The 24,910-nt window shown below is 60.5% G+C and carries 24 protein-coding genes; 14 read left to right on the top strand and 10 right to left on the bottom strand.

Annotation, left to right across the window (positions count from 1 at the left end; genetic code table 11):
- The first annotated feature begins 193 nt into the window (after positions 1-193).
- Positions 194-1,621 (top strand): exodeoxyribonuclease I, encoded by a 1,428-nt coding sequence (gene sbcB, locus ACLK1G_RS09945; RefSeq protein ID WP_420765278.1) that lies wholly within the window; start codon positions 194-196, stop codon positions 1,619-1,621.
- 118 nt (positions 1,622-1,739) lie between these two features.
- Here sbcB and mvaT read toward each other — a convergent pair whose 3' ends face one another.
- Complete coding sequence (gene mvaT / locus ACLK1G_RS09940) at positions 1,740-2,117, bottom strand: histone-like nucleoid-structuring protein MvaT (protein ID WP_420765277.1); 378 nt, start codon at positions 2,115-2,117, stop codon at positions 1,740-1,742.
- A gap of 307 nt (positions 2,118-2,424) precedes the next feature.
- Here mvaT and purU point away from each other — a divergent pair, with 307 nt between their 5' ends.
- Complete coding sequence (gene purU, locus ACLK1G_RS09935; RefSeq protein ID WP_420765276.1) at positions 2,425-3,273, top strand: formyltetrahydrofolate deformylase; 849 nt, start codon at positions 2,425-2,427, stop codon at positions 3,271-3,273.
- Between the two features lie 66 nt (positions 3,274-3,339).
- Positions 3,340-3,519: a hypothetical protein gene (locus ACLK1G_RS09930; protein WP_420765275.1), complete on the top strand. Its 180-nt coding sequence runs from the start codon at positions 3,340-3,342 to the stop codon at positions 3,517-3,519.
- Between the two features lie 4 nt (positions 3,520-3,523).
- Here the strand turns inward: ACLK1G_RS09930 and gpgF are convergent, their stop codons facing one another.
- From gpgF to gpgS, 3 genes are read right to left on the bottom strand one after another with little or no spacing between them, the layout of a single operon-like run.
- A complete protein-coding gene (gpgF, locus tag ACLK1G_RS09925; protein WP_420765274.1) occupies positions 3,524-4,519 on the bottom strand; it encodes a glucosaminyl phosphatidylglycerol flippase in 996 nt (331 codons plus the stop codon).
- Entirely contained in the window at positions 4,516-5,289 is a 774-nt protein-coding gene (gene gpgD, locus ACLK1G_RS09920) for an N-acetylglucosaminyl phosphatidylglycerol deacetylase (protein WP_420765273.1), read from the bottom strand. The genes gpgF and gpgD overlap by 4 nt, the downstream gene beginning before the upstream one ends.
- Before the next feature lie 10 nt (positions 5,290-5,299).
- Entirely contained in the window at positions 5,300-6,412 is a 1,113-nt protein-coding gene (gene gpgS, locus ACLK1G_RS09915) for an N-acetylglucosaminyl phosphatidylglycerol synthase (protein WP_489685929.1), read from the bottom strand.
- Positions 6,413-6,710: 298 nt separating this feature from the next.
- On the opposite strand from gpgS, the gene ACLK1G_RS09910 reads away from it, so the two are divergent.
- The gene (locus ACLK1G_RS09910) at positions 6,711-8,198 is read left to right on the top strand and encodes a helicase HerA-like domain-containing protein (RefSeq protein ID WP_420765271.1); all 1,488 of its coding nucleotides are present in this window, start codon (positions 6,711-6,713) and stop codon (positions 8,196-8,198) included.
- 135 nt (positions 8,199-8,333) lie between these two features.
- Here the strand turns inward: ACLK1G_RS09910 and ACLK1G_RS09905 are convergent, their stop codons facing one another.
- On the bottom strand, positions 8,334-8,789 hold the full coding sequence (locus ACLK1G_RS09905) for a DUF721 domain-containing protein (RefSeq protein ID WP_420765270.1): 456 nt from the start codon (positions 8,787-8,789) through the stop codon (positions 8,334-8,336).
- A 308-nt stretch (positions 8,790-9,097) separates the two neighbouring features.
- Here ACLK1G_RS09905 and secA point away from each other — a divergent pair, with 308 nt between their 5' ends.
- The 3 genes from secA to ACLK1G_RS09890 all read left to right on the top strand — a co-directional run bounded on the left by secA (position 9,098) and on the right by ACLK1G_RS09890 (position 14,240).
- On the top strand, positions 9,098-11,839 hold the full coding sequence (gene secA, locus ACLK1G_RS09900; protein WP_420765269.1) for a preprotein translocase subunit SecA: 2,742 nt from the start codon (positions 9,098-9,100) through the stop codon (positions 11,837-11,839).
- 118 nt (positions 11,840-11,957) lie between these two features.
- Positions 11,958-13,175 (top strand): bifunctional glutamate N-acetyltransferase/amino-acid acetyltransferase ArgJ, encoded by a 1,218-nt coding sequence (gene argJ, locus ACLK1G_RS09895; protein WP_420765268.1) that lies wholly within the window; start codon positions 11,958-11,960, stop codon positions 13,173-13,175.
- Between the two features lie 120 nt (positions 13,176-13,295).
- A complete protein-coding gene (locus tag ACLK1G_RS09890) occupies positions 13,296-14,240 on the top strand; it encodes a Nudix family hydrolase (RefSeq protein ID WP_420765267.1) in 945 nt (314 codons plus the stop codon).
- A gap of 113 nt (positions 14,241-14,353) precedes the next feature.
- Here ACLK1G_RS09890 and ACLK1G_RS09885 read toward each other — a convergent pair whose 3' ends face one another.
- Genes ACLK1G_RS09885 through ACLK1G_RS09875 form a run of 3 tightly spaced genes read right to left on the bottom strand, consistent with a single transcriptional unit; the run spans position 14,354 to position 17,939 of the window.
- Positions 14,354-14,935, bottom strand: a complete 582-nt coding sequence (locus ACLK1G_RS09885) for a cob(I)yrinic acid a,c-diamide adenosyltransferase (RefSeq protein ID WP_420765266.1) — start codon at positions 14,933-14,935, stop codon at positions 14,354-14,356.
- Between the two features lie 3 nt (positions 14,936-14,938).
- Positions 14,939-16,975 carry a sensor histidine kinase gene (locus tag ACLK1G_RS09880; protein ID WP_420765265.1) on the bottom strand — a complete coding sequence of 679 codons (2,037 nt, stop codon included), beginning with the start codon at positions 16,973-16,975 and terminating at the stop codon, positions 14,939-14,941.
- Positions 16,976-17,021: 46 nt separating this feature from the next.
- Complete coding sequence (locus tag ACLK1G_RS09875; RefSeq protein ID WP_420765264.1) at positions 17,022-17,939, bottom strand: putative 2-dehydropantoate 2-reductase; 918 nt, start codon at positions 17,937-17,939, stop codon at positions 17,022-17,024.
- A 143-nt stretch (positions 17,940-18,082) separates the two neighbouring features.
- Here ACLK1G_RS09875 and ACLK1G_RS09870 point away from each other — a divergent pair, with 143 nt between their 5' ends.
- Positions 18,083-18,568: a YajQ family cyclic di-GMP-binding protein gene (locus tag ACLK1G_RS09870; RefSeq protein ID WP_003205057.1), complete on the top strand. Its 486-nt coding sequence runs from the start codon at positions 18,083-18,085 to the stop codon at positions 18,566-18,568.
- 152 nt (positions 18,569-18,720) lie between these two features.
- The gene (locus tag ACLK1G_RS09865; RefSeq protein ID WP_420765263.1) at positions 18,721-19,563 is read left to right on the top strand and encodes a mechanosensitive ion channel family protein; all 843 of its coding nucleotides are present in this window, start codon (positions 18,721-18,723) and stop codon (positions 19,561-19,563) included.
- A gap of 106 nt (positions 19,564-19,669) precedes the next feature.
- Here ACLK1G_RS09865 and ACLK1G_RS09860 read toward each other — a convergent pair whose 3' ends face one another.
- Positions 19,670-21,013, bottom strand: a complete 1,344-nt coding sequence (locus tag ACLK1G_RS09860) for an OprD family porin (RefSeq protein WP_420765262.1) — start codon at positions 21,011-21,013, stop codon at positions 19,670-19,672.
- Between the two features lie 800 nt (positions 21,014-21,813).
- Between ACLK1G_RS09860 and ACLK1G_RS09855 the strand changes: the two genes are divergently transcribed.
- The gene (locus ACLK1G_RS09855; protein ID WP_420765261.1) at positions 21,814-22,239 is read left to right on the top strand and encodes an HIT family protein; all 426 of its coding nucleotides are present in this window, start codon (positions 21,814-21,816) and stop codon (positions 22,237-22,239) included.
- Between the two features lie 4 nt (positions 22,240-22,243).
- Positions 22,244-22,450 carry a SlyX family protein gene (locus ACLK1G_RS09850; RefSeq protein WP_420765260.1) on the top strand — a complete coding sequence of 69 codons (207 nt, stop codon included), beginning with the start codon at positions 22,244-22,246 and terminating at the stop codon, positions 22,448-22,450.
- A gap of 69 nt (positions 22,451-22,519) precedes the next feature.
- Here ACLK1G_RS09850 and ACLK1G_RS09845 read toward each other — a convergent pair whose 3' ends face one another.
- Positions 22,520-23,125 carry a cold shock domain-containing protein membrane protein gene (locus tag ACLK1G_RS09845; protein ID WP_420765259.1) on the bottom strand — a complete coding sequence of 202 codons (606 nt, stop codon included), beginning with the start codon at positions 23,123-23,125 and terminating at the stop codon, positions 22,520-22,522.
- A gap of 379 nt (positions 23,126-23,504) precedes the next feature.
- On the opposite strand from ACLK1G_RS09845, the gene ACLK1G_RS09840 reads away from it, so the two are divergent.
- The 3 genes from ACLK1G_RS09840 (at position 23,505) to ACLK1G_RS09830 (ending at position 24,872) form a co-directional block, all read left to right on the top strand.
- The gene (locus tag ACLK1G_RS09840) at positions 23,505-23,978 is read left to right on the top strand and encodes a Dps family protein (protein ID WP_039591690.1); all 474 of its coding nucleotides are present in this window, start codon (positions 23,505-23,507) and stop codon (positions 23,976-23,978) included.
- A gap of 204 nt (positions 23,979-24,182) precedes the next feature.
- Entirely contained in the window at positions 24,183-24,527 is a 345-nt protein-coding gene (locus ACLK1G_RS09835) for a ribbon-helix-helix domain-containing protein (RefSeq protein ID WP_420765258.1), read from the top strand.
- A 123-nt stretch (positions 24,528-24,650) separates the two neighbouring features.
- A complete protein-coding gene (locus ACLK1G_RS09830) occupies positions 24,651-24,872 on the top strand; it encodes an FmdB family zinc ribbon protein (protein WP_003178589.1) in 222 nt (73 codons plus the stop codon).
- Positions 24,873-24,910 lie beyond the last annotated feature (38 nt).

Genomic DNA, 24,910 nt, shown 5'->3' with positions numbered 1-24,910 from the left:
TTCCGAGCCCCGTTTCAACGCAGTATGGGCGAGTGCGGATACATTTCGTACAGAGCCTATCAGTCTTCGGGCGGGCGCACGATATGGCCGTGTATGTCATTTCATGGCCTGCAACAGGATTAAAGGCGCGAAGGCTGGCGGGCGCAGGGTACGAACGCCTAGACTTCGCCAGTCCTCAGCCCAGGAACACCCCGTGACTTCCATCTTCTGGTACGACTACGAAACCACCGGCATCAACCCACGGTGCGACCGCCCCTTGCAGGTGGCGGGAATACGTACCGATTTCGATCTCAACGAAATCGCCGAGCCGGTGAACCTGTATTGCCGGCCCAGCGATGACATCCTGCCCCACCCGGCGGCCTGCGCCATCACCGGCATTACGCCCGCGTGCCTGGCGGAAAAGGGCTTGAGCGAAGCCGACTTCATGACACGCGTCCATGCGCAATTGGCTGCGCCTGGGACCTGTGGTGCCGGCTACAACACCTTGCGCTTCGACGACGAAATGACTCGCTACAGCCTGTATCGCAATTTCTTCGATCCGTACGCTCGGGAATGGCAGGGCGGCAATAGCCGCTGGGACCTCATCGACGTGGTGCGCGCCGCCTATGCGCTGCGCCCCGAGGGCATCGTCTGGCCGCAGGAGGATGGCCGCGTCACCCTCAAGCTCGAACGCCTGACGGCCGCCAACGGCATCGACCATGGCCAGGCCCATGACGCGCTGTCGGACGTGCGCGCGACCATCGCCCTGGCCCGGTTGATCCGCGAAAAACAACCCCGGCTCTACGACTGGTTGTTCCAGTTGCGCGGCAAGCAGAAGGTGATGGACCAGATCCGCCTGTTGCAGCCGATGGTGCATATATCCGGGCGCTTCTCGGCGGCGCGAAACTACATTGGCGTGGTGCTGCCGCTGGCCTGGCACCCGAAGAACCGCAACGCCTTGATCGTCTGTGACTTACACCTGGACCCCCAGGGCTTGCTTGACCATGACGCGCAGCTTTTGCGCCAGCGGTTGTATACCCGCCGCGAAGACTTGCTCGACGGTGAGCTGCCGGTCCCCCTTAAACTCATCCACATCAACAAATGCCCGGTGGTTGCGCCGCTGGCTGTCTTGCGCGCCGAGGACCAACTACGGCTGCAGCTGGACATGGAGGGCGTGCATCAGCGGGCGCTGCGGCTAAGTGACGCACAACACGTCTGGCAAGACAAACTCCAGGCTATTTACGGGCAAGAAGACTTCACTGCCAGCGAAGATCCCGAGCAGCAATTATATGCAGGGTTTCTCGGTGATCGTGATCGCCGTTTATGTGAACAAGTTCGCATGGCGGATCCGTCTGATTTGGCCCAACAGCAGTGGCCATTCGATGATGAACGCCTGCCGGAATTATTGTTTCGATATCGTGCGCGCAACTTTCCGGAGACCTTGGATCCAGCGGAACAACAGCGTTGGACACTTTTTTGCCAGCAACGCCTGTCTTTGCCTGAATGGGGCGCGCCGAATACGCTGAGCAATTTTGATGAGGCGATGACAGAATGGATGGCCCAATCTTCGCCGTTGCAGCGCGATGTGCTGATGCAATGGCAGGGCTACAGCCAACAATTGCGCAAACGTTTTAGCCTCTAAACTGCCACGCAGCTATTGAAAGCCAGGGTAAAAACCCAGGCATAAAAAAACGCCAGCAAATCGCTGGCGTTTCTGCTTGCAGGCTTCACCTCTTAACGCGCGGCGCCGCTGGCGAGGCTTAGCCCAGCAGGGTTGCCCAGCCTTCTACCACGTCACCGCCCCACTTGGCTTTCCACTCTTTCAACGTCTTGTGGTTGCCACCTTTTGTTTCGATGACTTCGCCATTGTGCGGGTTTTTGTATTGCTTAACTTTACGAGCACGTTTGGTGCCGGTCGTTTTTACCGCGCCGCGGGGTGCTTTACCCGATTTGGCTTCTGGATCCAGCAGGGCAATGATATCGCGCAGGGACTTGGAGTATTCGCCCATCAGCGTGCGCAGTTTGCCTTCGAATTCCAATTCTTTTTGCAGTTTGTCGTCTTTGGAGAGGTCGGCCAGACGTTGTTGCAATTCTTCAATAGCTTGTTTTGTGGCGTTGTATTCGGTGATCAGAGACATGGGGACTACCTTATGTAGGACGCTGGTGACAAGGAGACAGTGAAGCAATAGTAATCAGACAGTTTCATCAAGTAAACATTTAAGCCGTGTTTATTTAGTTAAATAGTGCGGGTGCCATGGAAATGGGCATCGCAAATAAATACTCGATGCTGTCTTCATATCCGTTCACACAATTGCGGCGCAGCCACAGGCCACGTCGCGCGCCGCCTCGGTGGTCCCGGGCGGGCAGGGTGTGCGATCGATACTGCAGTTTTGCTACGCAATGGCTAGAATGGCCGCCTTTTTGCGAAGTTCTGGAGTTCCCCTCATGCGCACTTTTCGGCTGGTGATCGCTTGCCCGGACCGCGTCGGTATCGTTGCTAAAGTCAGTAACTTTCTGGCGTCCCATAATGGCTGGATCACTGAAGCGAGCCATCACTCGGATAACCAAAGTGGCTGGTTCTTCATGCGCCACGAGATCCGCGCCGACTCGCTGCCCTTTGGCCTCGAAGCCTTTCGCGAGGCATTCGCCCCGATTGCTGAAGAGTTCTCGATGGATTGGCGTATCACCGATACCGCGCAGAAAAAGCGCGTGGTGCTGATGGCCAGCCGTGAGTCTCATTGCCTGGCTGACTTGCTGCACCGCTGGCACAGCGATGAGCTGGATTGCGACATCGCGTGCGTCATTTCCAACCATGACGACTTGCGCAGCATGGTGGAGTGGCACGGCATTCCTTATTACCACGTCCCCGTCAATCCGCAGGACAAGCAGCCGGCGTTCGCTGAAGTCTCGCGGCTGGTCAAGCAGCATGACGCTGAAGTGGTGGTGCTGGCCCGCTACATGCAAATCCTGCCGCCATCGCTGTGCAGCGAATACGCGCACAAAGTCATCAATATCCACCACAGCTTCCTGCCGTCTTTCGTCGGCGCGAAGCCGTACCACCAGGCATCGATGCGCGGCGTGAAACTGATCGGCGCAACGTGCCACTACGTGACCGAAGAGCTGGACGCCGGCCCGATCATCGAGCAGGACGTGGTGCGTGTCAGCCACAGCGACAGCATTGAAGACATGGTGCGATTCGGTCGCGACGTGGAGAAGATGGTGCTCGCGCGCGGCTTGCGTTATCACCTGGAAGACCGCGTGTTGGTACACGGCAACAAGACCGTCGTATTCTGATCCAACGCAGAACCCGGTGAGGGAGCAAGCTCCCTCGCCACGATTAGCCTTGAGAGGGCGTGGACCATGACCGATCCCTTAGACAAAGCCACCGCCAAAGCTCCGCCAACCGTGGGCGAGGGCTGCCTGAGCCGCTACGATCCCGACGCGTTGAGCCCCGAGGACGGCACTGAGTTTCCCGACGCCGCGAAGCTCTGGGACGAGCTGAACGACAAGCCTCAGGGCGACTCCGAACCCAATCAATAACGGGTCAGGCCTGCCTGAGCCTGATCAGCTTCTTGATCAATGGTCGCCCGACCATCAGGAAAAACACTGGTCCTCCGGCCAGCAGATAGAAGTAATAGGTCACCGCTCGCCAGATCAGAATCGCCGCCGCCGCGGTGGATTTTCCTACCATGGGCGCCAGTAGCGCCGCCGAGGTCAACTCCGCCGCTCCGGCGCCGCCCGGCAGCAGGCTGAACTGCCCCGCGCTCAGAGAGAGCATCTGGATCAGGAAACTCCACGCCCATTGCAAATCCGCCCCCAGCCCTTTCAATGCCAGATAAAGCACGCTGTAGCGCAGCGCCCAGTGCAGGCAGGTCAGGCCGAACACTTGGAAAAGTGTCATTCGGGGCAACTTCAACGTATCGGTGAACGCCGCCAGGAAATTGAGGATCTTGCGTCCCCAACGCCGGCGAGTGCTGGTTTTCACCCGTAGGTGGCGCAGCACTCGGGCACCCAGCAGAATCAGCCGGCGATGGTAGCGCGCGACCAGGGCGCAGCAGGCCAGGCCGCCGAACATCGAAATCGCGCTCAACGCTAGCATCCATTCCATGCGCTGGCTGAGGTTCTGGAACAGCGCGTAAAACAGGATGCCCAGCAACGCACACAGGAAAAACAGCAGATCGCTCAACTGATCCATCGCGAATACGGCGCTGCCATGGGCCGGGCGCACGCCGTTGCGCGCCAGCAGGGCCATCAGCGTCAAGGGGCCGCCGCTGCCGCCGGGCGTCGCGCACATGGCGAACTCGGTGGACATCACCACGCCCATGCTTTTGACCGCGCCGATGCGCCCACGGTGCTCGCCCAGCAGCAAACGCAGGCGCATCGAGTTCAGCGCCCAGCACAGCACAATCATGCCGAGCATGACCAACAGCAGCGACAACGGAAAGCGCTGCACCCGCGACCACATTTCCCCACCGCCCACCAGCATCGGCACCACAAGCGCGATGAGCAGGGCGGCGACCAGCCAGATCAATCGCTTCATGCGGCGTTACTGACCCGCAGGCCCTGGGTTGCCAGCCAGCCGGCCTTGGTCATCGGCACACGTCCGTCCTCAAGCAGGCGCTGCAGGGTGCGTAGCCAATAATCCCGGGAAAAACCGTGGCGCATGTCCACCGGGTGCAGCCCCAGGCGAATCACAGGTGCCTGGCGCCAGCGCTGTTCGCGCTGGTCGCTGATGATTTTCGACAGGCCCCGGCGCCAGGCGCTGCGCGCGCTCCAGACCAGGCCCGGCGCATCGATCTGGGTGAACTCGGGCAAACGGTAAAGGTGTTGGGTATCGCTGGTGTAGCTCAGAGGCAGCTGGCGCAAGGCTTGCCGGGTGCCTTCGCTCATCAGCCAGGCGGGCGCGACGAAACCTTGGAGCGGCCATTGGTACCGCTGGAAGATTTCGATACCGGCTCGTAGGCGAGCGAGGGCGGCCTCTTCGGACAATCCATAGAACTCGCCTTCGTGGGTATAGACCCGCCGCATGAAAAAGTCCTTGGGATGAAGGGCGGGCGGGCCGTCGTCGCAATGGTAGTAACCGTGCAAGACCAATTCATCGCCGCGCTCGACCCGGTCGTCCAGCAAGCGCCTGAAGCCGGGGTGATCGTCCAGCGCATTGGCATGATGGAAATCCGGCACCACCAGCCAGGTCATCGGCACCTGGCCAAGGGCGTCGACGGCTTCAACGAAGGGCTGGTAGTCGGGCCAGGTCTGGGGCGCGACGTCATGGAGCACCAACAGCAGGCTGGGGGTGGGATTCATTGCCATCGACGTCGCCTCAACCATTGGCCAGCAGCGGCATCTCTGCGCCGAGCACACTGTAGTAATGGCCCAACAGGCTATTGACCACCGTATCCCAGGCGTAATGACGCTCTACGTGTCGCCGAGCCCTGGCGCCACGTTGCTCGCAACCTTCGGCGAACAGCTGTCGAACGGCATTGGCCATGGCCTGCGGATTGTCAGGTGTGCACAGCAGACCGCAGTCCTCCTGGACGATTTCGCTGAACGCGCCGGCCGCGACCGCTACCACCGGGATGCCGCTGGCCATCGCTTCGAGGATCACCAGGCCAAAGGTTTCCTGGTCGCCGGCATGCAGCAGCGCGTCGGCGCTGGCCATCAGCCGGGCAACCTGGGGCGCCGGGCAGAATTCGTCGATGACGGTGACATTGTCCGGCACCAGGGCGGGCATCGAAGAACCGACCAACAACAAGTGGTAGCGCTCGCCCAGGCGTTTCATGCACTTGAGCAGCACCGGCAGGTTTTTTTCCTTGGAGCCGCGACCGGCGAAGATCAGCAATCGCGCGTCTTCGGCGATGCCCAGCTCCGCCCGCAATTCGGGGTCGCGGGCGGCGGGGTTGAAGGTCTGGAGGTCTACGCCCAAGGGCTGTACATAGACGTTCTTGACGCCCAGCCCGGTCAGTTTGTCGGCCATGACCTGGCTGGGGGCCAGGACTCGGTCGAAGTTGCCGTACAACTTGCTGACGTAGGCCTCGATGTTGGGCGTGAACCAGCTTCCCATGCGGTTGCTGACCAGCAGCGGCAAGTCTGAATGATAAAAACCGATGACAGGCACATCGAGCTGGCGCCGGGCATCGAGGGCCGCCCAGGCGGTGAGATAGGGATCGCCTACTTCAATGAGATCGGGCTGCAAGTCGCGCAGGACATTACGCCAGGGCGCCAGGCGAAGCGGGAAGCGATAACCCTTGCCAAAGGGGAGCGGAGGGGCTGGAACTTTATAGATTCCGTCCTGCTCACTCAGGTGAGCGCCAGGAATCAAGAGGCTATGGCGGATACCGGGCCGATTGCCCAGGCGCCGGTGCTTGGCATCCAGATAAGTGCGCACGCCACCGCTGGCGGGGGCGTAGAACATGGTTATGTCCGCTATATGCACGATGAACGTCCCTCCGGTCTGTGTTCTCCTGTGTTGACCTTTAGTAAGAATAGATGTTCGGTTGGGGTTGTGAGGGCGGGTTGTCAGTGGAGTATTGCTGGGTTTGACAGGGCCTCATCGCGAGCAAGCTCGCTGCCACATGGGACCTGTGCGTACCACAACCCTGTGCGAGCTTGCTCGCGATAGGGCCCGCCCTGATTCGCAGCTATTATTCCTGCTGCCAACGCCTTAATGCCCAGGCATGCTTTTATATAAGCGCGCAAAATGGCGTCATATCGCAAACACCACGGGTGACGAAATGCCTGACTCATCGCAACTGATCATCGGGGCCGACCTTGCCGGCCAACCTGTCGCCCAGGCCATGCGCCTGGCGAACCGCCACGGACTGGTGGCGGGTGCCACCGGCACGGGCAAGACCGTTACTCTGCAGCGCCTGGCCGAGATGTTCAGCGATGCCGGCGTGGCCGTCTTCGCGGCAGACATCAAGGGCGACTTGTGCGGCCTCGGTGCTGCCGGCGCTCCCCAGGGCAAGATCGCCGAGCGTATCGCCGGCATGCCTTGGCTTGGCCACAAGCCCCAGGCTTATCCGGTGACGCTGTGGGACATTCACGGCCAATCGGGCCATCCGCTGCGCACTACCTTGAGTGAAATGGGCCCGTTGTTGCTCGGCAGCCTTTTGGAACTGACGGACAGCCAGCAATCGGCGTTGTACGCGGCGTTCAAGGTCGCTGATCGGGAAGGGCTGTTGCTGCTGGACCTCAAGGACTTGAAGGCGCTGCTCAACCACCTCAAGGACAACCCCGAATTGCTAGGGGACGATGCCGCCCTGATGACCACGGGTTCCAGCCAGGCGCTGATGCGACGCTTGTCCACGCTGGAACAACAAGGGGCCGACGCCTTGTTCGGTGAGCCGGCGTTGCAGTTGGAGGACATTCTGCAACCGGCCAGCGATGGTCGCGGGCGTATTCATCTGCTGGACGCCAGCCGACTGGTCCATGAAGCCCCGAAGGTCTACGCGACATTCCTGCTGTGGCTGCTGGCCGAGCTTTTCGAGCAACTGCCCGAGCGCGGCGACGCGGACAAACCCTTGCTCGCGCTGTTCTTCGACGAGGCGCACCTGTTGTTTGCCGGCACGCCCAAGGCGCTGCAGGATCGCCTGGAACAAGTGGTGCGACTGATCCGCTCCAAGGGCGTCGGGGTGTATTTCGTGACCCAGTCGCCGGGGGATCTGCCGGACGATGTGCTGGCACAGTTGGGATTGCGCATCCAGCACGGCCTGAGGGCTTTTACCGCCAAGGAACAGAAGTCCTTGCGGGCGGTGGCGGAGGGTTTCCGACCGAACCCGCAATTCGATGCCTTGGCGGTACTCACCGAACTGGGCATCGGTGAAGCCCTGGTCGGCACCCTGCAAGAAAAAGGCACGCCGGAAATCGTCCAGCGCGTGCTGGTGGCGCCGCCGCAGTCGCGTATCGGGCCGCTGAGCGAGGCCGAGCGGGCCGGGTTGATTGCCAGTTCACCGTTGCAGGGACGTTACGACAAGCCTATTGATCGCGAGTCGGCCTATGAAGTGCTGATGGGCCGCAAGGGGCTGGAACCACAAGCCGAAGCGACACCGGGCAAGCCCACCGCTGAAGAGCCAAGCTTTACCGAAAAGGCCGGGGAGTTCCTTGGCACCGCGGCGGGCCAGGCCTTGAAATCAGCGATGCGCCAGGCGGCCAATCAGCTGGGCCGGCAGTTGGTGCGGGGGTTGATGGGGTCGCTGCTTGGGGGCAGCAAGCGGCGGTAGTCGAGACCGAGTCGCCCCATCGCGAGCAGGCTCGCTCCCACAGTAGGTTTCTGCCAGACACAAAATTTGTGTTCGCCTAGATCCCCTGTGGGAGCGAGCTTGCTCGCGATAGCTATCTAACAGGCGCCGGAAATCTCAATCCTTGGGCCGCGCATGCGCCGCCAACCGCTCCAGCGCCGCCTTCAGGTTAGGGTCGCTGATGCCCTCGGCGGTGGCCTGGATGGTCGCGGCCGCGTCGGTGGACAGGTCCAGGGTATGTCCCTTGGCGCCGGCCTGTACGGTCGGCGGCTGGACCTTGAACAGGATTCGCGTCAGGTTGGCGAATTCATCGAATGCCTGCAATTGACGCAGCAGGCGCTTCTGTTGGTAGCGCAGGCGCGTGGCCCAATGGCCGTCAGTGACGATCAGCAACAAGCTGCCTTCGCGCCAGGAGGCTACGTGGCAATGCTCACGCGCGGCGGGCTGCAACTGGCTGTCCACCAGCCGTTGCAGATGACCGAGGCGCCTGGCGTGGCCGAAAATGGCTTTCAGCGGCTTGGCTTCGCGCAGCAGAACGGCGGGCGCCTTGGCTGGAAGAGGGCGGAAGGCCATGGTTGAATACCGCAAAATGACAGAGGCGCCATGGTAGCAGAAGCACCGGTCGCCCCGCCGCCCTGTCGCCCAGCGGCTTTTATCCCACACAATCAATAAGTAACTTATGCGCTTTGTGGGTTGAAGTTCGCGCAAAAGCCCTTATTTTAGGGAGGCCCCGTCACAGCGCTGTGCCAGCATCGTGGAATAACGCCACTTTCCTCACCATCGTTTCCGGGTAGAATGCTCGTTCGCATGCGGCCATGAGGGCTGCACGGGCGACTCACGGGGCCGCCCTCCATCCCTTTAGTGTGGAAGATCCTGCCGATATGTTTGCGCCTTTGTTAAAGAAACTTTTTGGAAGCAAGAATGAGCGTGAAGTCAAGCGCATGCTCAAGACGGTACAGATCGTCAATGCCTTCGAAGAGCAAATGGTGGCCCTTTCGGACGATCAGTTACGCGCCAAGACCGCCGAATTCAAGGACCGCATCGCCAAGGGTGAGACCCTTGACCAGATCCTGCCCGAAGCCTTTGCGGTCTGCCGCGAAGCCGGCAAGCGGGTCATGGGCATGCGTCACTTCGACGTCCAGTTGATCGGCGGCATGACCTTGCACGAAGGCAAGATCGCCGAAATGCGTACCGGTGAGGGCAAGACCCTCGTGGCGACCCTGGCGGTGTATCTCAATGCATTGTCCGGCAAGGGCGTACACGTGGTCACGGTCAACGATTACCTGGCCCGCCGCGACGCCAACTGGATGCGCCCGCTCTACGAGTTCCTCGGCCTGACCGTCGGCGTCGTCACGCCGTTCCAGCCGCCGGAAGAGAAACGCGCCGCCTACGCCTCGGACATCACCTACGGCACCAACAACGAATTCGGCTTCGATTACCTGCGCGACAACATGGCGTTCAGCATGGAAGAAAAATTCCAGCGTGAACTCAACTTTGCCGTCATCGACGAAGTCGACTCCATCCTCATCGACGAAGCCCGTACCCCGCTGATCATTTCCGGTCAGGCCGAGGACAGCTCCAAGCTGTACATCGAGATCAATAAGTTGATCCCGCAGCTCAAGCTGCACGTGGAAGAAGTCGAGGGCGAAGTCACCCAGGCCGGTCACTACACCGTCGACGAGAAGACCCGCCAGGTCGAGCTCAACGAATCCGGCCACCAATTCATCGAAGAGATGCTGACCCGCGTCGGCCTGCTGGCAGAAGGCGAAAGCCTGTACTCGGCCCATAACCTGGGCCTGCTGACCCACGTCTATGCCGGCTTGCGTGCCCACAAGCTTTTCCACCGCAATGTCGAATATATCGTGCAGGACGGCCAGGTCGTGCTGGTGGACGAGCACACCGGCCGCACCATGCCGGGCCGTCGCCTGTCCGAAGGCCTGCACCAGGCCATCGAGGCCAAGGAAGGTCTGAACATCCAGGCCGAGAGCCAGACCCTGGCCTCCACCACCTTCCAGAACTACTTCCGCCTGTACAACAAGCTGTCCGGCATGACCGGTACCGCTGACACCGAAGCGTTCGAATTCCACCAGATCTACGGCCTGCAAGTGGTGGTGATTCCGCCGAACAAGCCGCTGGCGCGCAAAGACTACAACGACCTGGTGTTCCTGACCGCCGAAGAGAAATACGCGGCGATCATCAATGACATTAAGGAAGGCATGGCCCAGGGCCGTCCTATCCTGGTGGGCACCGCCACCATCGAGACCTCCGAGCACATGTCCAACCTGCTCACCAAGGAAGGCATCGAGCACAAGGTCCTGAACGCCAAGTTCCACGAGAAGGAAGCCGAGATCATCGCCCAGGCCGGTCGCCCGGGTGCGTTGACCATCGCCACCAACATGGCCGGCCGTGGTACCGACATCCTGCTGGGCGGCAACTGGGAAGTGGAAGTCGCTTCCCTGGAAAACCCGACCCCCGAGCAGATCGCGCAGATCAAGGCCGACTGGCAGAAGCGTCACCAGCAAGTGCTCGAATCCGGCGGCTTGCAGGTGATCGCTTCCGAGCGTCACGAATCCCGCCGTATCGACAACCAGCTGCGTGGCCGTGCCGGTCGCCAGGGTGACGCAGGCTCCAGCCGCTTCTACCTGTCGTTGGAAGACAGCCTGATGCGCATCTTCGCCTCTGACCGGGTGAAGAACTTCATGAAGGCTCTGGGCATGCAGCCAGGCGAGGCGATCGAGCACCGCATGGTGACCAACGCCATCGAAAAGGCCCAGCGCAAGGTCGAAGGCCGCAACTTCGATATCCGCAAGCAACTGCTGGAGTTCGACGACGTCAACAACGAGCAGCGTAAAGTGATCTATCACATGCGCAACAGCTTGTTGGCCGCCGACGACATTGGCGAAACCATCGCCGATTTCCGTCGTGAAGTGCTCGACGCGACCATCAGCGCCCACATCCCGCCGCAATCGTTGCCGGAACAGTGGGACGTCGCTGGGTTGGAAGCCTCCCTGCGCAGCGATTTTGGCGTGTCGTTGCCGATCCAGCAGTGGCTCGACGAAGACGATCACCTGTACGAGGAAACCCTGCGCGAGAAGCTGCTGGCCGAACTGATCGCCGCGTACAACGAAAAAGAAGACCAGGCCGGCGCCGAGGCGCTGCGTTCCTTCGAGAAACAGATCGTGCTGCGCGTGCTGGACGACCTGTGGAAAGACCACTTGTCGACCATGGATCACCTGCGCCACGGGATTCACTTGCGCGGCTACGCCCAGAAGAACCCGAAGCAGGAATACAAGCGCGAGTCCTTCACGCTGTTCTCCGAGCTGCTGGATTCCATCAAGCGCGACTCGATTCGTGTGCTGTCCCACGTTCAGGTTCGCCGCGAAGACCCGGTTGAAGAAGAAGCTCGCCTGCGCCAGGAAGCCGAAGCCTTGGCTGCCCGCATGCAGTTCGAACACGCCGAAGCGCCAGGGCTGGAAGTGGCCCAGGCGATGGAAGAAGGTGTCGACGTGGATGTTGCACTGGCCACCGCGCCGGTGCGCAACGAGCAGAAGCTAGGCCGTAACGAGCTGTGCTATTGCGGCTCGGGCAAGAAATACAAGCATTGCCACGGGCAGATTCAATAATCCCGTTTCAACGCTGAACGACCCGCGCCGCGACAGGTAACCCCTGTCGCGGCGTTTTGCCATTTGATTCGCCGTTTCGATGAAAACGGCGTCGATTTATCTATTAAGGAGCGCATTCATGGCTGTTGGTCTTGGTCCGTTGCCAACGTTGCACCCGGTTGCCGGTTTTGAACTCGGTATCGCCTCGGCGGGCATCAAGCGTCCCGGGCGCAAGGATGTGGTGGTGATGCGTTGCGCCGAGGGTTCGACGGTCGCGGGCGTGTTTACCCTCAATGCGTTCTGCGCCGCGCCGGTGATCCTGGCCAAGCAACGCGTGCAGGGACCGGTGCGTTACCTGCTGACCAACACCGGTAACGCCAATGCCGGCACCGGCGCGCCAGGCCTGGCCGCCGCCGAGCGCACCTGCGCCAAGCTGGCTGAACTGACGGGCGTCGACGCCAACCAGGTACTGCCTTACTCCACCGGTGTAATCGGCGAACCACTGCCGGTCGAGAAAATCGAAGGCGCGTTGCAAGCCGCCCTTGATGACCTCTCGGAAAACAACTGGGCCGCCGCCGCCACCGGCATCATGACCACTGACACCCTGCCCAAGGGCGCGAGCCGCCAGTTCCAGCACGACGGCGTCACCGTCACGGTCACCGGCATCAGCAAAGGCGCCGGCATGATCCGCCCGAACATGGCGACCATGCTCGGCTACATCGCCACCGACGCCAAGGTTTCGCGCCAGGTGCTGCAAGACCTGATGCTCGACGGCGCCAACAAGTCGTTCAACCGCATCACCATCGACGGCGACACGTCTACCAATGACTGCTGCATGCTGATCGCCACTGGCAAGGCCAACCTGCCGCAGATCACCGAGGCCAGCGGCCCGCTGTTCATGGCCCTCAAGCAGGCGGTGTTCGAAGTGTGCATGGAAGTGGCCCAGGCCATCGTCCGTGACGGCGAAGGCGCGACCAAGTTCGTGACCGTGCAGGTCAACGGCGGGGGCAATCACCAGGAATGTCTGGACGTCGGCTACACCGTGGCGCACTCGCCACTGATCAAGACCGCATTGTTCGCCTCCGACCCGAACTGGGGCCGTATCCTCGCCGCTGTCGGCCGTGCCGGCGTGCCTGAGCTGGACGTGAGCAAGATCGACGTGTTCCTTGGCGAAGTGTGCATCGCCAGCCAGGGCGCCCGCGCCGCAACCTACACCGAAGCCCAGGGCGCGGCCGTGATGCAGCAGGAAGAGATCACTATCCGCATCGAGCTGGGACGGGGTGATTGCAGCGAAACCATCTGGACCACTGACCTGTCCCACGAGTACGTAAAGATCAACGCTGAGTATCGGACTTAAGACCGAGGCGCTCCTATCGCGAGCAAGCTCGCTCCCACAGGGCAACAGTGTCGTTCGTGTGGGAGCGAGCTTGCTCGCGATGGGCCGGAACCGACTCCATCAACGCTGAGGAATAGCGCGGTGAAACGAATCCACGTAGCGGCGGCGGTCATTCGCGATGCCGCCAGCAGAATCCTGATCGCCCGGCGGGCCGATACCCAGCACCAAGGTGGCCTGTGGGAGTTTCCTGGCGGCAAGGTCGAGGCGGATGAATCCGTCGAGATCGCCCTGGCCCGGGAGCTTCATGAAGAATTGGGCATCGTTGTCGGCGCCGCTCGGCCGCTGATCAAGGTGCGTCATGACTACCCGGACAAGCAAGTATTGCTGGACGTCTGGGAAGTCTCGGCGTTCAGTGGCGAGCCCCACGGTGCCGAAGGCCAGCCGTTGGCCTGGGTGACGGCCCGTGAGTTGACGAATTATGAATTTCCGGCGGCCAATCAGCCGATCGTCGCGGCGGCACGTTTGCCGGGCGAGTACCTGATTACGCCCGAAGGCCTCGAAACGCCGGCCTTGCTGCGCGGCTTGCAGAAGGCGATCGGGGGTGGGATCAAGCTGGTCCAACTGCGCGCGCCCAACGGCTACGATCCGCAATACCGTGATCTGGCGGTGGACGCGGTGGGGCTGTGTGCCGGCAAGGCCCAGCTGATGCTCAAGGGGCCGTTCGAATGGCTGGGGGATTTCCCGTCGGCCGGCTGGCACATCACCGCCGCACAACTGCGCAAGCATGCGGCGGCCGGTCGACCGTTCGGCAAGGATCGCTGGCTGGCAGCCTCGTGCCATAACGCAGAAGAGCTGTCCCTGGCGCAGCAGATGGACGTGGATTTCGTGACGCTCTCGCCGGTGCAGCCGACCCAGACCCATCCCGATGCCAAGCCGCTGGGATGGGACGAAGCGGCGCGGTTGATCGAGGGCTTCGACAGGCCGGTCTACCTGTTGGGCGGAGTAGGGCCGGATGAGCGGCAAAAGGCATGGGACGCCGGGGCCCAGGGCGTGGCGGGGATTCGGGCGTTTTGGCCTGAGGCGTGACAGTGTGGTGCAACAACTGACGCCATCGCGAGCAAGCTCGCTCCCACATTGGATTTTTGGCGGTCACAAAACCCCTGTGGGAGCGAGCTTGCTCGCGATGGCGGACTGACAGATCAGCTTCCAGGCTTGGTCGCCGCCTCCCAAAGTACCTCAGCCACCCCTTGGCGCCGGGCAATGAGCCGCGCGGCCACGAACAACAGATCCGACAACCGATTGATGTAGGCCAGCCCCGGCCCGGCCAGCGGCTCCACTGCGTTCAATTGCTGGCAACGACGCTCGGCGCTGCGGGCCATGCTTCGGCAGACGTGGGCTTGGGCGATCAGGGAAGAGCCGCCGGGCAGGATGAAATTTTCCAGCGGCCCGAGCTCTTCATTCCATACGTCGATAGCCGCTTCCAGCCGTTCGACTTCCGCGTTGTCCAAAGCCTGGTAAGCCGGCATCGCCAATTCGCCGCCCAGGTCGAACAAGCGGTGCTGACATGGCGCCAACACGGTGATGACGTCTTCCAGCGCGGGATGCCGGGCCGTTTCCTCGGCCAGACCGGCCAGCAACAGGCCCAACTGGCTGTTCAACGTATCCACTTCGCCGATCGCCTCGACCCGCGGGTGGTCCTTCGCCACGCGGCGACCATCCCCCAGCCCGGTTTCACCTTTGTCACCGGTGCGGGTGTAAATCTTCGACAGGCGAAAACCCATTGTTCAGCGCTCCACTTGCTTGTGTTCCTGGGCCACGATCGAAGTGCCCGCCAGCGGCAGGCGCAGGGTGAAGCAAGTGCCCTGGCCTGGCGCGGATTGCACTTCCATCTGGCCCTTGTGGTTGTTGGTGATGATGAAATACGAGACCGACAGCCCGAGGCCCGTGCCCTGGCCGATTTCCTTGGTGGTAAAGAACGGTTCGAAGGTGCGTTTGCGCACGTTCTCGCTCATGCCGATGCCGTTGTCCTCGACCTGGATTTCCGCCCACGGTGGATTCAGCCGGGTACGCAGGATAATACGGCCGGGCTCGCCGTCGTCCTGGCGCAGATGGATGGCCTGGGCAGCGTTTTTCAGCAGGTTGAGCAACACCTGCTCCAGTTCGTTGGCGGTGCCGGGCACCGGTCCCAGGTTCGGGTCGAACTGACGGATGATGGCCTGGCCTTTGAAGTCGAAACCGATCGCCAGGTCGAAATCGTTGCCGGCAATCTCCACGGCCTGGTCGATCAAAGCGGGCAAGTCGCAGGGGGCCATCTGCCGGGTGCTGCGTCGACTGAAGCTGAGCATGTGGGTGACGATCTTCGCGGCCCGGGCACCGGCCTGCTGGATGCCGTCGAGCAGTTGCGGGATTTCCCGGCTCTCCAGGTAACGGTAGATCACCGGCAACTCGATGCCCAACTGCTCGGCCTGTTCGAGGTTCTTCGGCAGTTCCGCCGACAGGCGTCGGCGGATGTTCTGCACGTTGTGCAGGATCGCTCCGAGCGGATTATTGATCTCATGGGCCATGCCCGCCGCGAGGCCACCGACCGAGAGCATCTTCTCCGATTGCACCATCATTTCTTCCAGCGACAAGCGCTGGGTAATGTCATCGATACGGATCACCACGCCCCGCCCGGCACCGCCCATCAACGGATAGAACGTGAGGGCGTAGTGCCGGGCTTCGTCGTCCTTGGTCCAGGTGACACGTTCGATCTTGGCCACCGTGTGCTGTTCGACCGTCTGCTTGAGCTGTGGCAGATAGGGCTTGAGCGGTTCGAAGGCGAGGAAGATCGGCTGGTTCAGCGCTTCGTCCAATCGTGTGCCGGAGAGCGCGCTGGCTTCCTGGTTCCATTGGGTGACGTAGAGCTGTTCGTCGAGGGCGATCAGGGCCGACGGCATGGAGTCGATGATGCTGTTGAGGTAGTTCTGGAAGCCGGTGAGTTTTTTCTCGATCTTGCTGCGCACCTGGACTTCCAGTTCCAGCTTGCGGTTGGTGTGGCGGGTTTCCTCCGCCAGCCCCTGGGCTTGGTCATAGGCGGCCTGGGAATCGTCACGGGCTCGCTTGAGTTGCTGTTCGCGGGCTTCGATGCGCGACAGCATGGTGTTGAACGCCTCGGCCAGGCTGCCGATTTCGTCGTGGTTGCCCCGGGCGGCGCGCAGGGAATAGTTTTCCTCGCGGGTCACCTGGCGCGACAACTCTTCGAGCTGGTGGATCGGTTGGGTGATCAGTCGCTTGATCTGCTGGGCAATGACCAGCCACAGCAGCACGCTGAAGATGAGGATGCCGAGGCTGGCGGTCAACGTGCCGGTGTAGAACGCGGTGGGCAATTCGCTGCTGGCGACCAGCAAGAGATGGCCCGGCGTGGTGCCGGGACGGGGCAGGGTAATGACCTGGTTGCTGCGGAACTCGCCGGCCTGCCAGGTTTGCATGTGGCGGAAATGCTCGGGCAGCCTGAGTTTTTCGCCCTGTTGCAGCTGGGCCAGCCGTTCGCCTTGTCCATCGTAGAGTGCCGCTGCTCGCAGCGGGGCGTAGCTGTTGAGCTCATCGAGCAGGCGTTGCGCGCTTTGCGGCGATTTCAGCGCGTCGGCGATCAGGCTCGGGTTGGCCACCAGCCGGCCAATGGTCTGCAACGCCTGGGGGGCCATGCTTTCCTGGGAAATGTAATAGGCCGCGCTGATGAAGGTCAGGTTGGCCACCAGCAAAACGGTGGTCAACAACACCAACAGGGCCGCCAGCAGTTTCTGGCCGACCGGTAGATTTTCAAGGCGCTGGCGCAATGGCATCGGACTCGTCGCTAACAAGGAACACGAGGGCCAGCGTAGCCGCTGCTCAGTCGCTGGGCAATCCAAGGTTGTGCAGGTGGGCGATCAGTCGCTCGCGCATTTGTCCGAGATGCGGCACCGCCACGCCATGCCGCTGGGCGACCGCGCAGGCATGGCCGAGCAGGTAGCTGATTTCGGTGCGCCGCTGGTTGGCGACGTCCTGGTACATCGAGGAATAATTGGCGGCGGTGGCCTGGATCACCCGTTCGACTTCCGTCTGCAAGTCTTCGGCCGCCGCAGGCTGGCCGCAGCGTTCAAGCAGGTCGGTGAGTTCGGCGCAAAGGGTCGCCACTTCGCAGCGGTGGTCCTGCAGGCCACCGTTCTTACAATGGTGCAGTACCGTGAGTGGGTTGATCGCACAGTTGAGGGCCAGTTTGCGCCAAAGGCGGGTGAGGATATCGGCGCTCCATTCATGGGGGATGCCGGCGGCGGCCAAGTCATCCAGCCAGACCGGTGCCACCGGCTGGGCCGGATCGCCCAGCCAGGTGAAGCCGTGGCCGGCGAACACCACGCGCCAATCGCCATCGCGAAACGCGCCTTCGGTGCTGGAAGCGCTGATGCAGCGGGCCTGGGGCACGCGGTTCGCCACGGCGTCCTGGCTGCCGAGGCCGTTCTGCAACAGGATCAGTTCCGACTCGGCGCCCAGTCGATGGGCAATCGAAGCCACGGCTGCTTCCGCGTCGTAGGCCTTGCACGCCAGGAGCAGCCGCTGAACAGGCTCGGTGCCTTGCGCGGTTTCGCCGGGCACCGGGTAACACTGCGCCTGGCCTTGTTCCACCAAGGTCAGGCCGCCGGCCTCGCGGTAAGCCTGCAACCGCTTTTCATTGCGCAGCACCAGCCGCACCGGCAGGCCGGCCCGGGCCAGGCGCGTCGCCCATAACGTGCCGAGGCTGCCGGCTCCCAGGACATGCCAGGTGGTGGACATCAGTTTTTTACTCGGTTTGGCGCAGGCATCTGAAGGGCTCGCGGTAAAGGCGGGAAAAGACCCGTTATAATGAGCCCGATTTTAACCACAAGCCAAGTGCGCGCCTTTGTCATGAGCGCGCCTTTTTATTTGGAGAACACTACATGCCGTCATTCGACGTGGTATCCGAACTGGACAAGCACGAAGTCACCAACGCCGTTGAAAACGCCGTCAAGGAACTCGACCGTCGGTATGACCTCAAGGGCAAGGGCAGCTTCGAGTTCAAGGAAAAGGATCTGACTGTCAACCTGACCGCCGAGGCCGACTTCCAGCTCGAGGCGATGATCGAAATCCTCAAGCTGGCGCTGGTCAAGCGCAAGATCGATGTGCAGTGCCTTGAAGTCAAGGACGCCTATGCGTCGGGCAAGCTGATGAAGCAGGAAGCCGTGCTCAAGGAAGGCATCGACAAGGAACTGGCAAAGAAGATCGTTGCCCACATCAAGGACGCCAAGCTCAAGGTCCAGGCCGCCATCCAGGGCGAGCAGGTGCGGGTGACCGGCAAGAAGCGTGACGACTTGCAGGAAGCCATCGCCGCGCTGCGCGGCAAGGAGTTCGGCATGCCGCTACAGTTCAATAACTTCCGCGACTGACACCAGGCTGTTCGCAATGACAGTGGCTCGATGCTGCTCCCGCCGGTAAGGCAGCGACCCAAAAAGGCGCTGCTGGGTAACCAACGGAGGCGATGTTTGGCCACACAGTGTTTGCACGGGTGTTGCGTGCAACGGGAAAAAAGGAGAACACGATGGACTTGAACGCTGAAGTGGACCACCTGGTCAAGGCCTCCCAGGCTTGGATACCGATGATCATGGAGTACGGCAGTCGTGTACTGCTGGCAATCGTTACCCTGGCCATCGGTTGGTGGCTGATCAACAAGGTTACGCAGAAACTCGGGGCGCTTTTGGCTTTGCGCAACGCCGACCTCGCCTTGCAAGGGTTCATCGGTACCCTGGCAAACATCATCCTCAAGATATTGCTGATCGTCAGCGTCGCGTCGATGATTGGCGTGGAAACCACGTCGTTCGTAGCGGCCATTGGTGCGGCAGGCCTGGCGATTGGCCTGGCCTTGCAGGGCAGCCTGGCGAACTTCGCCGGCGGCGTGCTGATTTTGCTGTTCCGTCCGTTCCGCATTGGCGATTGGATCGAGGCCCAAGGCGTGGCCGGCACGGTCGACAGTATCCAGATCTTCCACACGGTGCTGCGTACCGGTGACAACAAGACAGTTATCGTGCCGAACGGCAACCTGTCGAACGGCATCATCACCAACACCAATCGCCAGCCCACCCGCAAAGTCGTGTTCGACGTGGGCGTGGATTACCAGGCCGACCTGCAAAAGGCTCGGGAAGTATTGCTGGAGTTGGCCAAGGACGAGCGCGTATTGGCTGATCCTGCGCCAGAAGCGGTGATTTCGACCTTGGGCGATAGCTCGATCACGGTTTCCCTGCGTATCTGGGTCAAGACCGCGGATTACTGGAACGTGATGTTCATGCTTAACGAACAGGCGCGGGACCGCTTGAAGGAGGCGGGCATTGATATTCCGTTTCCGCAGCGGGTGATCCGGATGGTTCATGAATCCACGTCGGCGTAACCGCTTCGCTTGTCGGATCCGACCAGGCATCCAAAAGTAGCGAGCATAAAAAAGGCCCATCCGAAGATGGGCCTTTTTTTGATTACCGCAAACTGACTTTCGGCAATTACAGAACCGAAATCGGGTAGTCAACGATCAGGCGGAACTCTTTCACGTCGCCTTCGCCTTCGTCTTCGTTAGCGTAGTGCCAAGCTTGACGAATGCGGAAGGAGAGGTCTTTCGCTGGGCCAGACTGGACAACGTACTTGGCTTCGAAGTTGGTTTCGTTGTGCTTGCCGTTATTGCCGTACAGAGGGTTGCCGTCCTCGTCGCGGTATACGCTGTTAGCAGGCAGATCGGTACCATCAATGTCCCAACCCTTAACGTAGCGGGTCATGAAGCTCAGACCAGGAACGCCGTACTCAGCCATTTTCAGGTCATAACGGATCTGGGCAGATTTCTCGTTAGGCGCGTTGAAGTCGGAGTACTGGATGGAGTTGGCGAGGAAGATCGAGTCGCCGCCGCGGTTGTTCTTGCCCACGCCGATGTAGTCGAACGGCGTGTCGCCGTTGACCTTCTGGAAGGCCACGGTGATGGTGTGTGCTTTCAGGAACGAGAAAGCAGCTGCCAGGGAGAACGTCGTGTTGCTGATGTCACCGGCTTCGGCGCTGCCGGCATCGGTGGTGCGGTAGATGTTACCGTCCAGGTTCAACGACTGATCGCCACCCATTGGGATGGTGTAGTTCAGGTTGGCGTAGTACTGGTTCCAGATGTCTTCCAGCTTGGCGCCGTACAGCGATGCGCTCAGGTTGTCGCTGATCGCGTATTTGCCGCCCAGGTAGTCGATGGTGTTGGCTTCGACGCCAGCGTAGGTTGCGTACAGGCCGCCATTGCGGGAGTTACGATCCTGGCTGGTACCCGAGTAGAAGTGACCGGCTTCGAGGTCAAGGTCTTTGACTTCGCTGCTCTGCAGTTGGAAACCGCTGGCAGTTTGAGGAAGGATACGGGAACCGCCAACGGCAAACACTGGAGCAGTGCTTGGCTGCATGTCACCGACTTTCAGCTCGGTCTTGGAGACGCGGAATTTGATCGCTGCGCCGGCCTTGCCCTGGCTGTCGTTTACATCGCCATCGGCGTCGCGGCTCATGTTGCCGGTGCCGCCGGTGCCGTCGCCACCGTCCAGTTTCAACGCCAGGTAACCGAATGCATCGACGCCGACGCCAACAGTACCTTGGGTGTAGCCGGAGCTGAAGTTGCCCCAGATACCCTGGGTCCAGTCTTTCTGGTCGTTGCCACCGTTTTTGTTATCACGGTTGAAGTAATAGTTGCGCAGCAGCAAGTCGAACTTTGCGTCTTCGACAAAGCCTTTGGCTTCAGACTGGTCACTTACGAAAGGTGCGGCCGTAGCCATTTGAGTACTGGCTGCTGCAGCAACGGCCAGTGCGATCATGCTCCACTTCATCACGCGCATCGTGATTTGCTCCTTTGGTTTTAAGAGTACTGCCGTCCCACCTGTTTTATTATCTGGGCGGCTCTTTCTTTTTGTGTCGGCGCAAACTTATATCACGCCAACATTCTTTGGCGATACTTGCCCATTCAACCTTTCAGCTTCTTTACGACCATGTCGCCAATGGCTCGATCCATGTCGTAATTCAGCTGCTCCGAGGTAGGTGGAAGACAACTTCAAGTTGCTCTTTTTTCCACCATCGGCGTAAAGAGTCCATAAGTACAACGCTTGAAGCTCCTGAGGGCAGCCTTGCCACTTTAATTCTCATGCCTGCAGGTTTCGCGTCCGGCGATGCCCTGTAGGCGATATGGGCATGAATGCAACAAGCATGCACAAACCCGGTTTTCGTTCACATTTTTTTCACATTTTAGCTGCGGTTGCGGCGAAACCTCATGAAACCGGGCTCCAAAGGCCTTGTTTTAAATGGGGTTGACTGCTGGGCAGCTGACATGTTTGAAGCCGATAAACCTCGCGGGACAACCAAAAACGTTACCGGTTCACCCCGTCAGTGGGTAAAACACGGATGCCACGAACACAAAGCGTAGACGCATTGTGCCGTTTTGGTGCAAAAATTCTCAACGCTGGAAGAAAAGAGAACAGCGCTTGTGCCAGCTACCTGCAAAATGCGCTTTTACGATTCCGGGCGCCCGGTATTGGTGCGCAGTGAACGTTGCGCCGTTCACAGGTATGCTGGCGGCCTGCGTCCGGTGGCAGCCCGAAGGGCGTCGCATCGGGCCATCGATCAACGAGCGAGGAGTACGCCGGTGTTTGCCTTAGATCCACGATTGCAACAAGACACATTGCCCATCGGCGATTTCCCGCTGTGCCGCTTGCTCCTGTCAAATGACTCGAACTACCCGTGGTTCATCCTCGTGCCGCGACGGGAAAATATCAGTGAATTGTTTCAATTGGATGACGCTGATCAGTCGCAGTTGTGGAAAGAAACCACGGCACTGGCTGAAACGCTCAAGGACTCGTTCGATGCCGACAAGCTGAATGTTGCAACCTTGGGTAACGTCGTCAGTCAATTGCACATGCACGTGATCGTACGCAAGCGAGAGGATGCCGCCTGGCCGGCGCCGGTCTGGGGCAAGCACCCGGCCCAGCCTTATGATGCCGGGCAGGTAGCGGCCATCCGCGAACGGTTGCGAGCGGTGTTGACCGATGATTTCAAGTTTCTGGAGGGCTGAGACCATGAATCTTGAAGAGCGCGTAACAGACCTGGAAAGCCGCCTGGCGTTTCAGGATGACACTATCCAGGCATTGAATGACGTGCTGGTGGAGCAGCAACGAGTCGTTGAGCGTTTGCAGCTGCAGATGGCGGCGCTACTCAAGCGCCAGGAGGAAATGGCCGGGCAGTTCGAATCCTTCGAGGAAGACGCGCCACCGCCGCATTACTGACCGGTCCGAACGGCAGTCGATAAAAAACCGCGAGCAGCCAGGCTGCGTCGCGGTTTTTTTACGCCCGGATCAGCGGCGCGGCAGCGCGGCGATCACGTCTTCGGCCTGTAGGCCCTTGTCGCGATGCATCACCGAGAACTCCACGCGTTGGCCTTCGACCAGAACGCGGTGGCCTTCGCCACGAATGGCCCGGAAATGCACAAAAATGTCATCGCCGGAGTCGCGGGAAATGAAGCCGAACCCCTTGGAAGTGTTGAACCACTTCACGGTGCCGGTATCGCGGTTGGACATGTCGTAGTTCTGTGATGCGGCCGCTGGCGACGACTTCTTGTAGAAGCTGACGGCCAGGTGCAGCAAGACAGCGAGCAATGCCGCGGCCAGGCTGGACAGGATGGCGGGTTGGCCGCCGATTTCCGGCATGGGCGCCAGCAAGGACAGGGTTTGCAAGGCAACAGCCAGTACCAGCAAGCCGCTGACAAGGTTTTGCAGTTGATGACGTGGACCTTTGTTCCAGTAAGGGATGACGGGTGCCAGGGTCAGGTTGAGCAGGCCGAAAAAGGCCAGGTACAGCGCGTCGGGATGTTGCAGGTAAGGTGTGGCTTCGGAACCCAGGCTAGGGATGAAGGACAGCAGCAGGGCAGCTGCGCCCATTAGCAAGTGGACGATTTTCAACATTTTGATTGGCTCACGGTTAAGACAGATCACAAGGAAGAGCTGGTCGGGGGCGGTTCGCTTCAGAAATGAGAGGCGTAGGAACACGCCCCCGGATCAGCCTATGCGCGACGCCCGGAAAAATAGGCGTAGCGACACACTGCCTATTTAACAGCAAAGCCGGGGCCTTCTCAAACGTGTTACAGAGGCGCGGCACGCTGTTCGTCGGCCAGGAGCATGGGAGGGACGCTTGCCGGCGACGGGCAATGGATGTTGAATTTTCACCGTCTTGCCGGAACCGTCCGACGTCCCGGCTTGTCGGTTCAGGATGGCTGGCGATTTGTCGCAGGCTATCGACGGCGACACCCGCTAGAGTGAATTCACCATCGTCAGGAGATCAACCATGGCAATTGATATCGGTATCAGCGAAGAAGATCGCAAGTCCATCGTCGACGGACTTTCGCGGCTGCTGTCGGACACCTACGTGCTGTACCTCAAGACCCACAACTTCCACTGGAACGTTACCGGGCCGATGTTCCGCACCTTGCACCTGATGTTCGAAGAACAATACAACGAGCTGGCGCTGGCGGTGGATTCGATCGCCGAGCGAATCCGTGCGCTCGGCTTCCCGGCACCTGGCGCTTATTCGGTGTATGCGCGTTTGTCTTCCATCAAGGAGGAAGAGGGCGTACCGGCGGCAGAGGATATGATCCGGCAATTGGTCGAGGGGCAGGAAGCGGTGACGCGCACCGCCCGCGGTATCTTTCCTTTATTGGACAAGGTCAGCGACGAGCCCACCGCCGACCTGTTGACGCAGCGTATGCAGGTTCACGAAAAAACCGCGTGGATGTTGCGTTCGTTGCTGGAAGATCGCTAAGCCCCGGGCCGGCGATGGTGCTGCCGTTGGCGTCATCGCCCGCCACTGCGTGTAGGAACGCATGATTCATCGCCAGCGAGCTGTTGGCTTGTCCTACGTTGATGGTCAAAAAGTCATCTGGAACTGGCGATCCAGTTGAGCTTCCATAGCACCACAGTTCGGTTGTTCCGACTGAGGTTTGTATGGCAAAGGAGTGTCAACGGTATGATCCAAGGAAAAGACCCCAGGGAAAGTGTGCGCGGACGACCGCAGTCCGTGAAGATCGACCCGTTCGTCAGTGGTTTTGACATGCAACTGGCGCGGCCGCTGGCCCGCTCCATCCGGCTCAACGGATTCGCCACCTGCCTGCGGCTGGAGCAGGTCTATTGGGATATTCTCGGTGACCTGGCGCAGCTCAACAGCTGCTCCGTCAGCACCTTGCTGTCCCATGTGGACAGGGAGGTCCACCTGCGTCATGGCGGCGTGCGTAATTTCAGCGGGCTGGTGCGCGTTGTCTGCGTGGTTCACAGCCTGAAGGAAATGCACGGGAGTGATCTAGGTCTTGGCTGAACGATATTATCGGCAATGACTGTGCGGTCTTACGGCTGCACAGGCCGCATTTAATGGATATAATCCCGCTCTTTGCCGCAAAGCCGGGCTTTGCGTGAATAACCTGATCGCCGAGACAACCCCATGCCGATGTACGACTATCAATGTGCTTCCTGTGGTCATCAGATGGAAGCCATTCAAAAAATCAGCGCGGCACCGCTGGTCGATTGCCCCGCCTGCCAGGCGCCGGAGCTGAAAAAGATGCTGTCCATGCCTGGTTTCCGCCTCGGCGGCACGGGCTGGTATGAAACCGACTTCAAGACCGGCGCCAAGAAGAACCTGGCCGGTGGCGACAAGGCTGACTGAGTTGAACACGCGCGGGTTCTTGCACGGGCAGGGCCTCC

The organism is Pseudomonas algeriensis (assembly GCF_048847255.1).
In the GTDB taxonomy this organism is placed as follows: Bacteria; Pseudomonadota; Gammaproteobacteria; order Pseudomonadales; family Pseudomonadaceae; genus Aquipseudomonas.
This window is presented reverse-complemented; position numbering and strand designations above follow the sequence as displayed.

Bases quoted from the DNA above. Each gene is read 5' to 3' on its own strand.
- ACLK1G_RS09835 (WP_420765258.1), top strand. From the start codon at position 24,183: ATGATCCAAGGAAAAGACCCCAGGGAAAGTGTGCGCGGACGACCGCAG.
- ACLK1G_RS09880 (WP_420765265.1), bottom strand. From the start codon at position 16,975: ATGCCATTGCGCCAGCGCCTTGAAAATCTACCGGTCGGCCAGAAACTG.
- argJ (WP_420765268.1), top strand. From the start codon at position 11,958: ATGGCTGTTGGTCTTGGTCCGTTGCCAACGTTGCACCCGGTTGCCGGT.
- ACLK1G_RS09905 (WP_420765270.1), bottom strand. From the start codon at position 8,789: ATGGCCTTCCGCCCTCTTCCAGCCAAGGCGCCCGCCGTTCTGCTGCGC.
- ACLK1G_RS09885 (WP_420765266.1), bottom strand. From the start codon at position 14,935: ATGGGTTTTCGCCTGTCGAAGATTTACACCCGCACCGGTGACAAAGGT.
- ACLK1G_RS09840 (WP_039591690.1), top strand. From the start codon at position 23,505: ATGGCAATTGATATCGGTATCAGCGAAGAAGATCGCAAGTCCATCGTC.
- ACLK1G_RS09860 (WP_420765262.1), bottom strand. From the start codon at position 21,013: ATGCGCGTGATGAAGTGGAGCATGATCGCACTGGCCGTTGCTGCAGCA.
- ACLK1G_RS09875 (WP_420765264.1), bottom strand. From the start codon at position 17,939: ATGTCCACCACCTGGCATGTCCTGGGAGCCGGCAGCCTCGGCACGTTA.
- mvaT (WP_420765277.1), bottom strand. From the start codon at position 2,117: ATGTCTCTGATCACCGAATACAACGCCACAAAACAAGCTATTGAAGAA.
- gpgF (WP_420765274.1), bottom strand. From the start codon at position 4,519: ATGAAGCGATTGATCTGGCTGGTCGCCGCCCTGCTCATCGCGCTTGTG.
- ACLK1G_RS09845 (WP_420765259.1), bottom strand. From the start codon at position 23,125: ATGTTGAAAATCGTCCACTTGCTAATGGGCGCAGCTGCCCTGCTGCTG.
- ACLK1G_RS09865 (WP_420765263.1), top strand. From the start codon at position 18,721: ATGGACTTGAACGCTGAAGTGGACCACCTGGTCAAGGCCTCCCAGGCT.
- purU (WP_420765276.1), top strand. From the start codon at position 2,425: ATGCGCACTTTTCGGCTGGTGATCGCTTGCCCGGACCGCGTCGGTATC.
- ACLK1G_RS09850 (WP_420765260.1), top strand. From the start codon at position 22,244: ATGAATCTTGAAGAGCGCGTAACAGACCTGGAAAGCCGCCTGGCGTTT.
- ACLK1G_RS09870 (WP_003205057.1), top strand. From the start codon at position 18,083: ATGCCGTCATTCGACGTGGTATCCGAACTGGACAAGCACGAAGTCACC.
- ACLK1G_RS09930 (WP_420765275.1), top strand. From the start codon at position 3,340: ATGACCGATCCCTTAGACAAAGCCACCGCCAAAGCTCCGCCAACCGTG.
- ACLK1G_RS09830 (WP_003178589.1), top strand. From the start codon at position 24,651: ATGCCGATGTACGACTATCAATGTGCTTCCTGTGGTCATCAGATGGAA.
- secA (WP_420765269.1), top strand. From the start codon at position 9,098: ATGTTTGCGCCTTTGTTAAAGAAACTTTTTGGAAGCAAGAATGAGCGT.
- ACLK1G_RS09910 (WP_420765271.1), top strand. From the start codon at position 6,711: ATGCCTGACTCATCGCAACTGATCATCGGGGCCGACCTTGCCGGCCAA.
- gpgD (WP_420765273.1), bottom strand. From the start codon at position 5,289: ATGGCAATGAATCCCACCCCCAGCCTGCTGTTGGTGCTCCATGACGTC.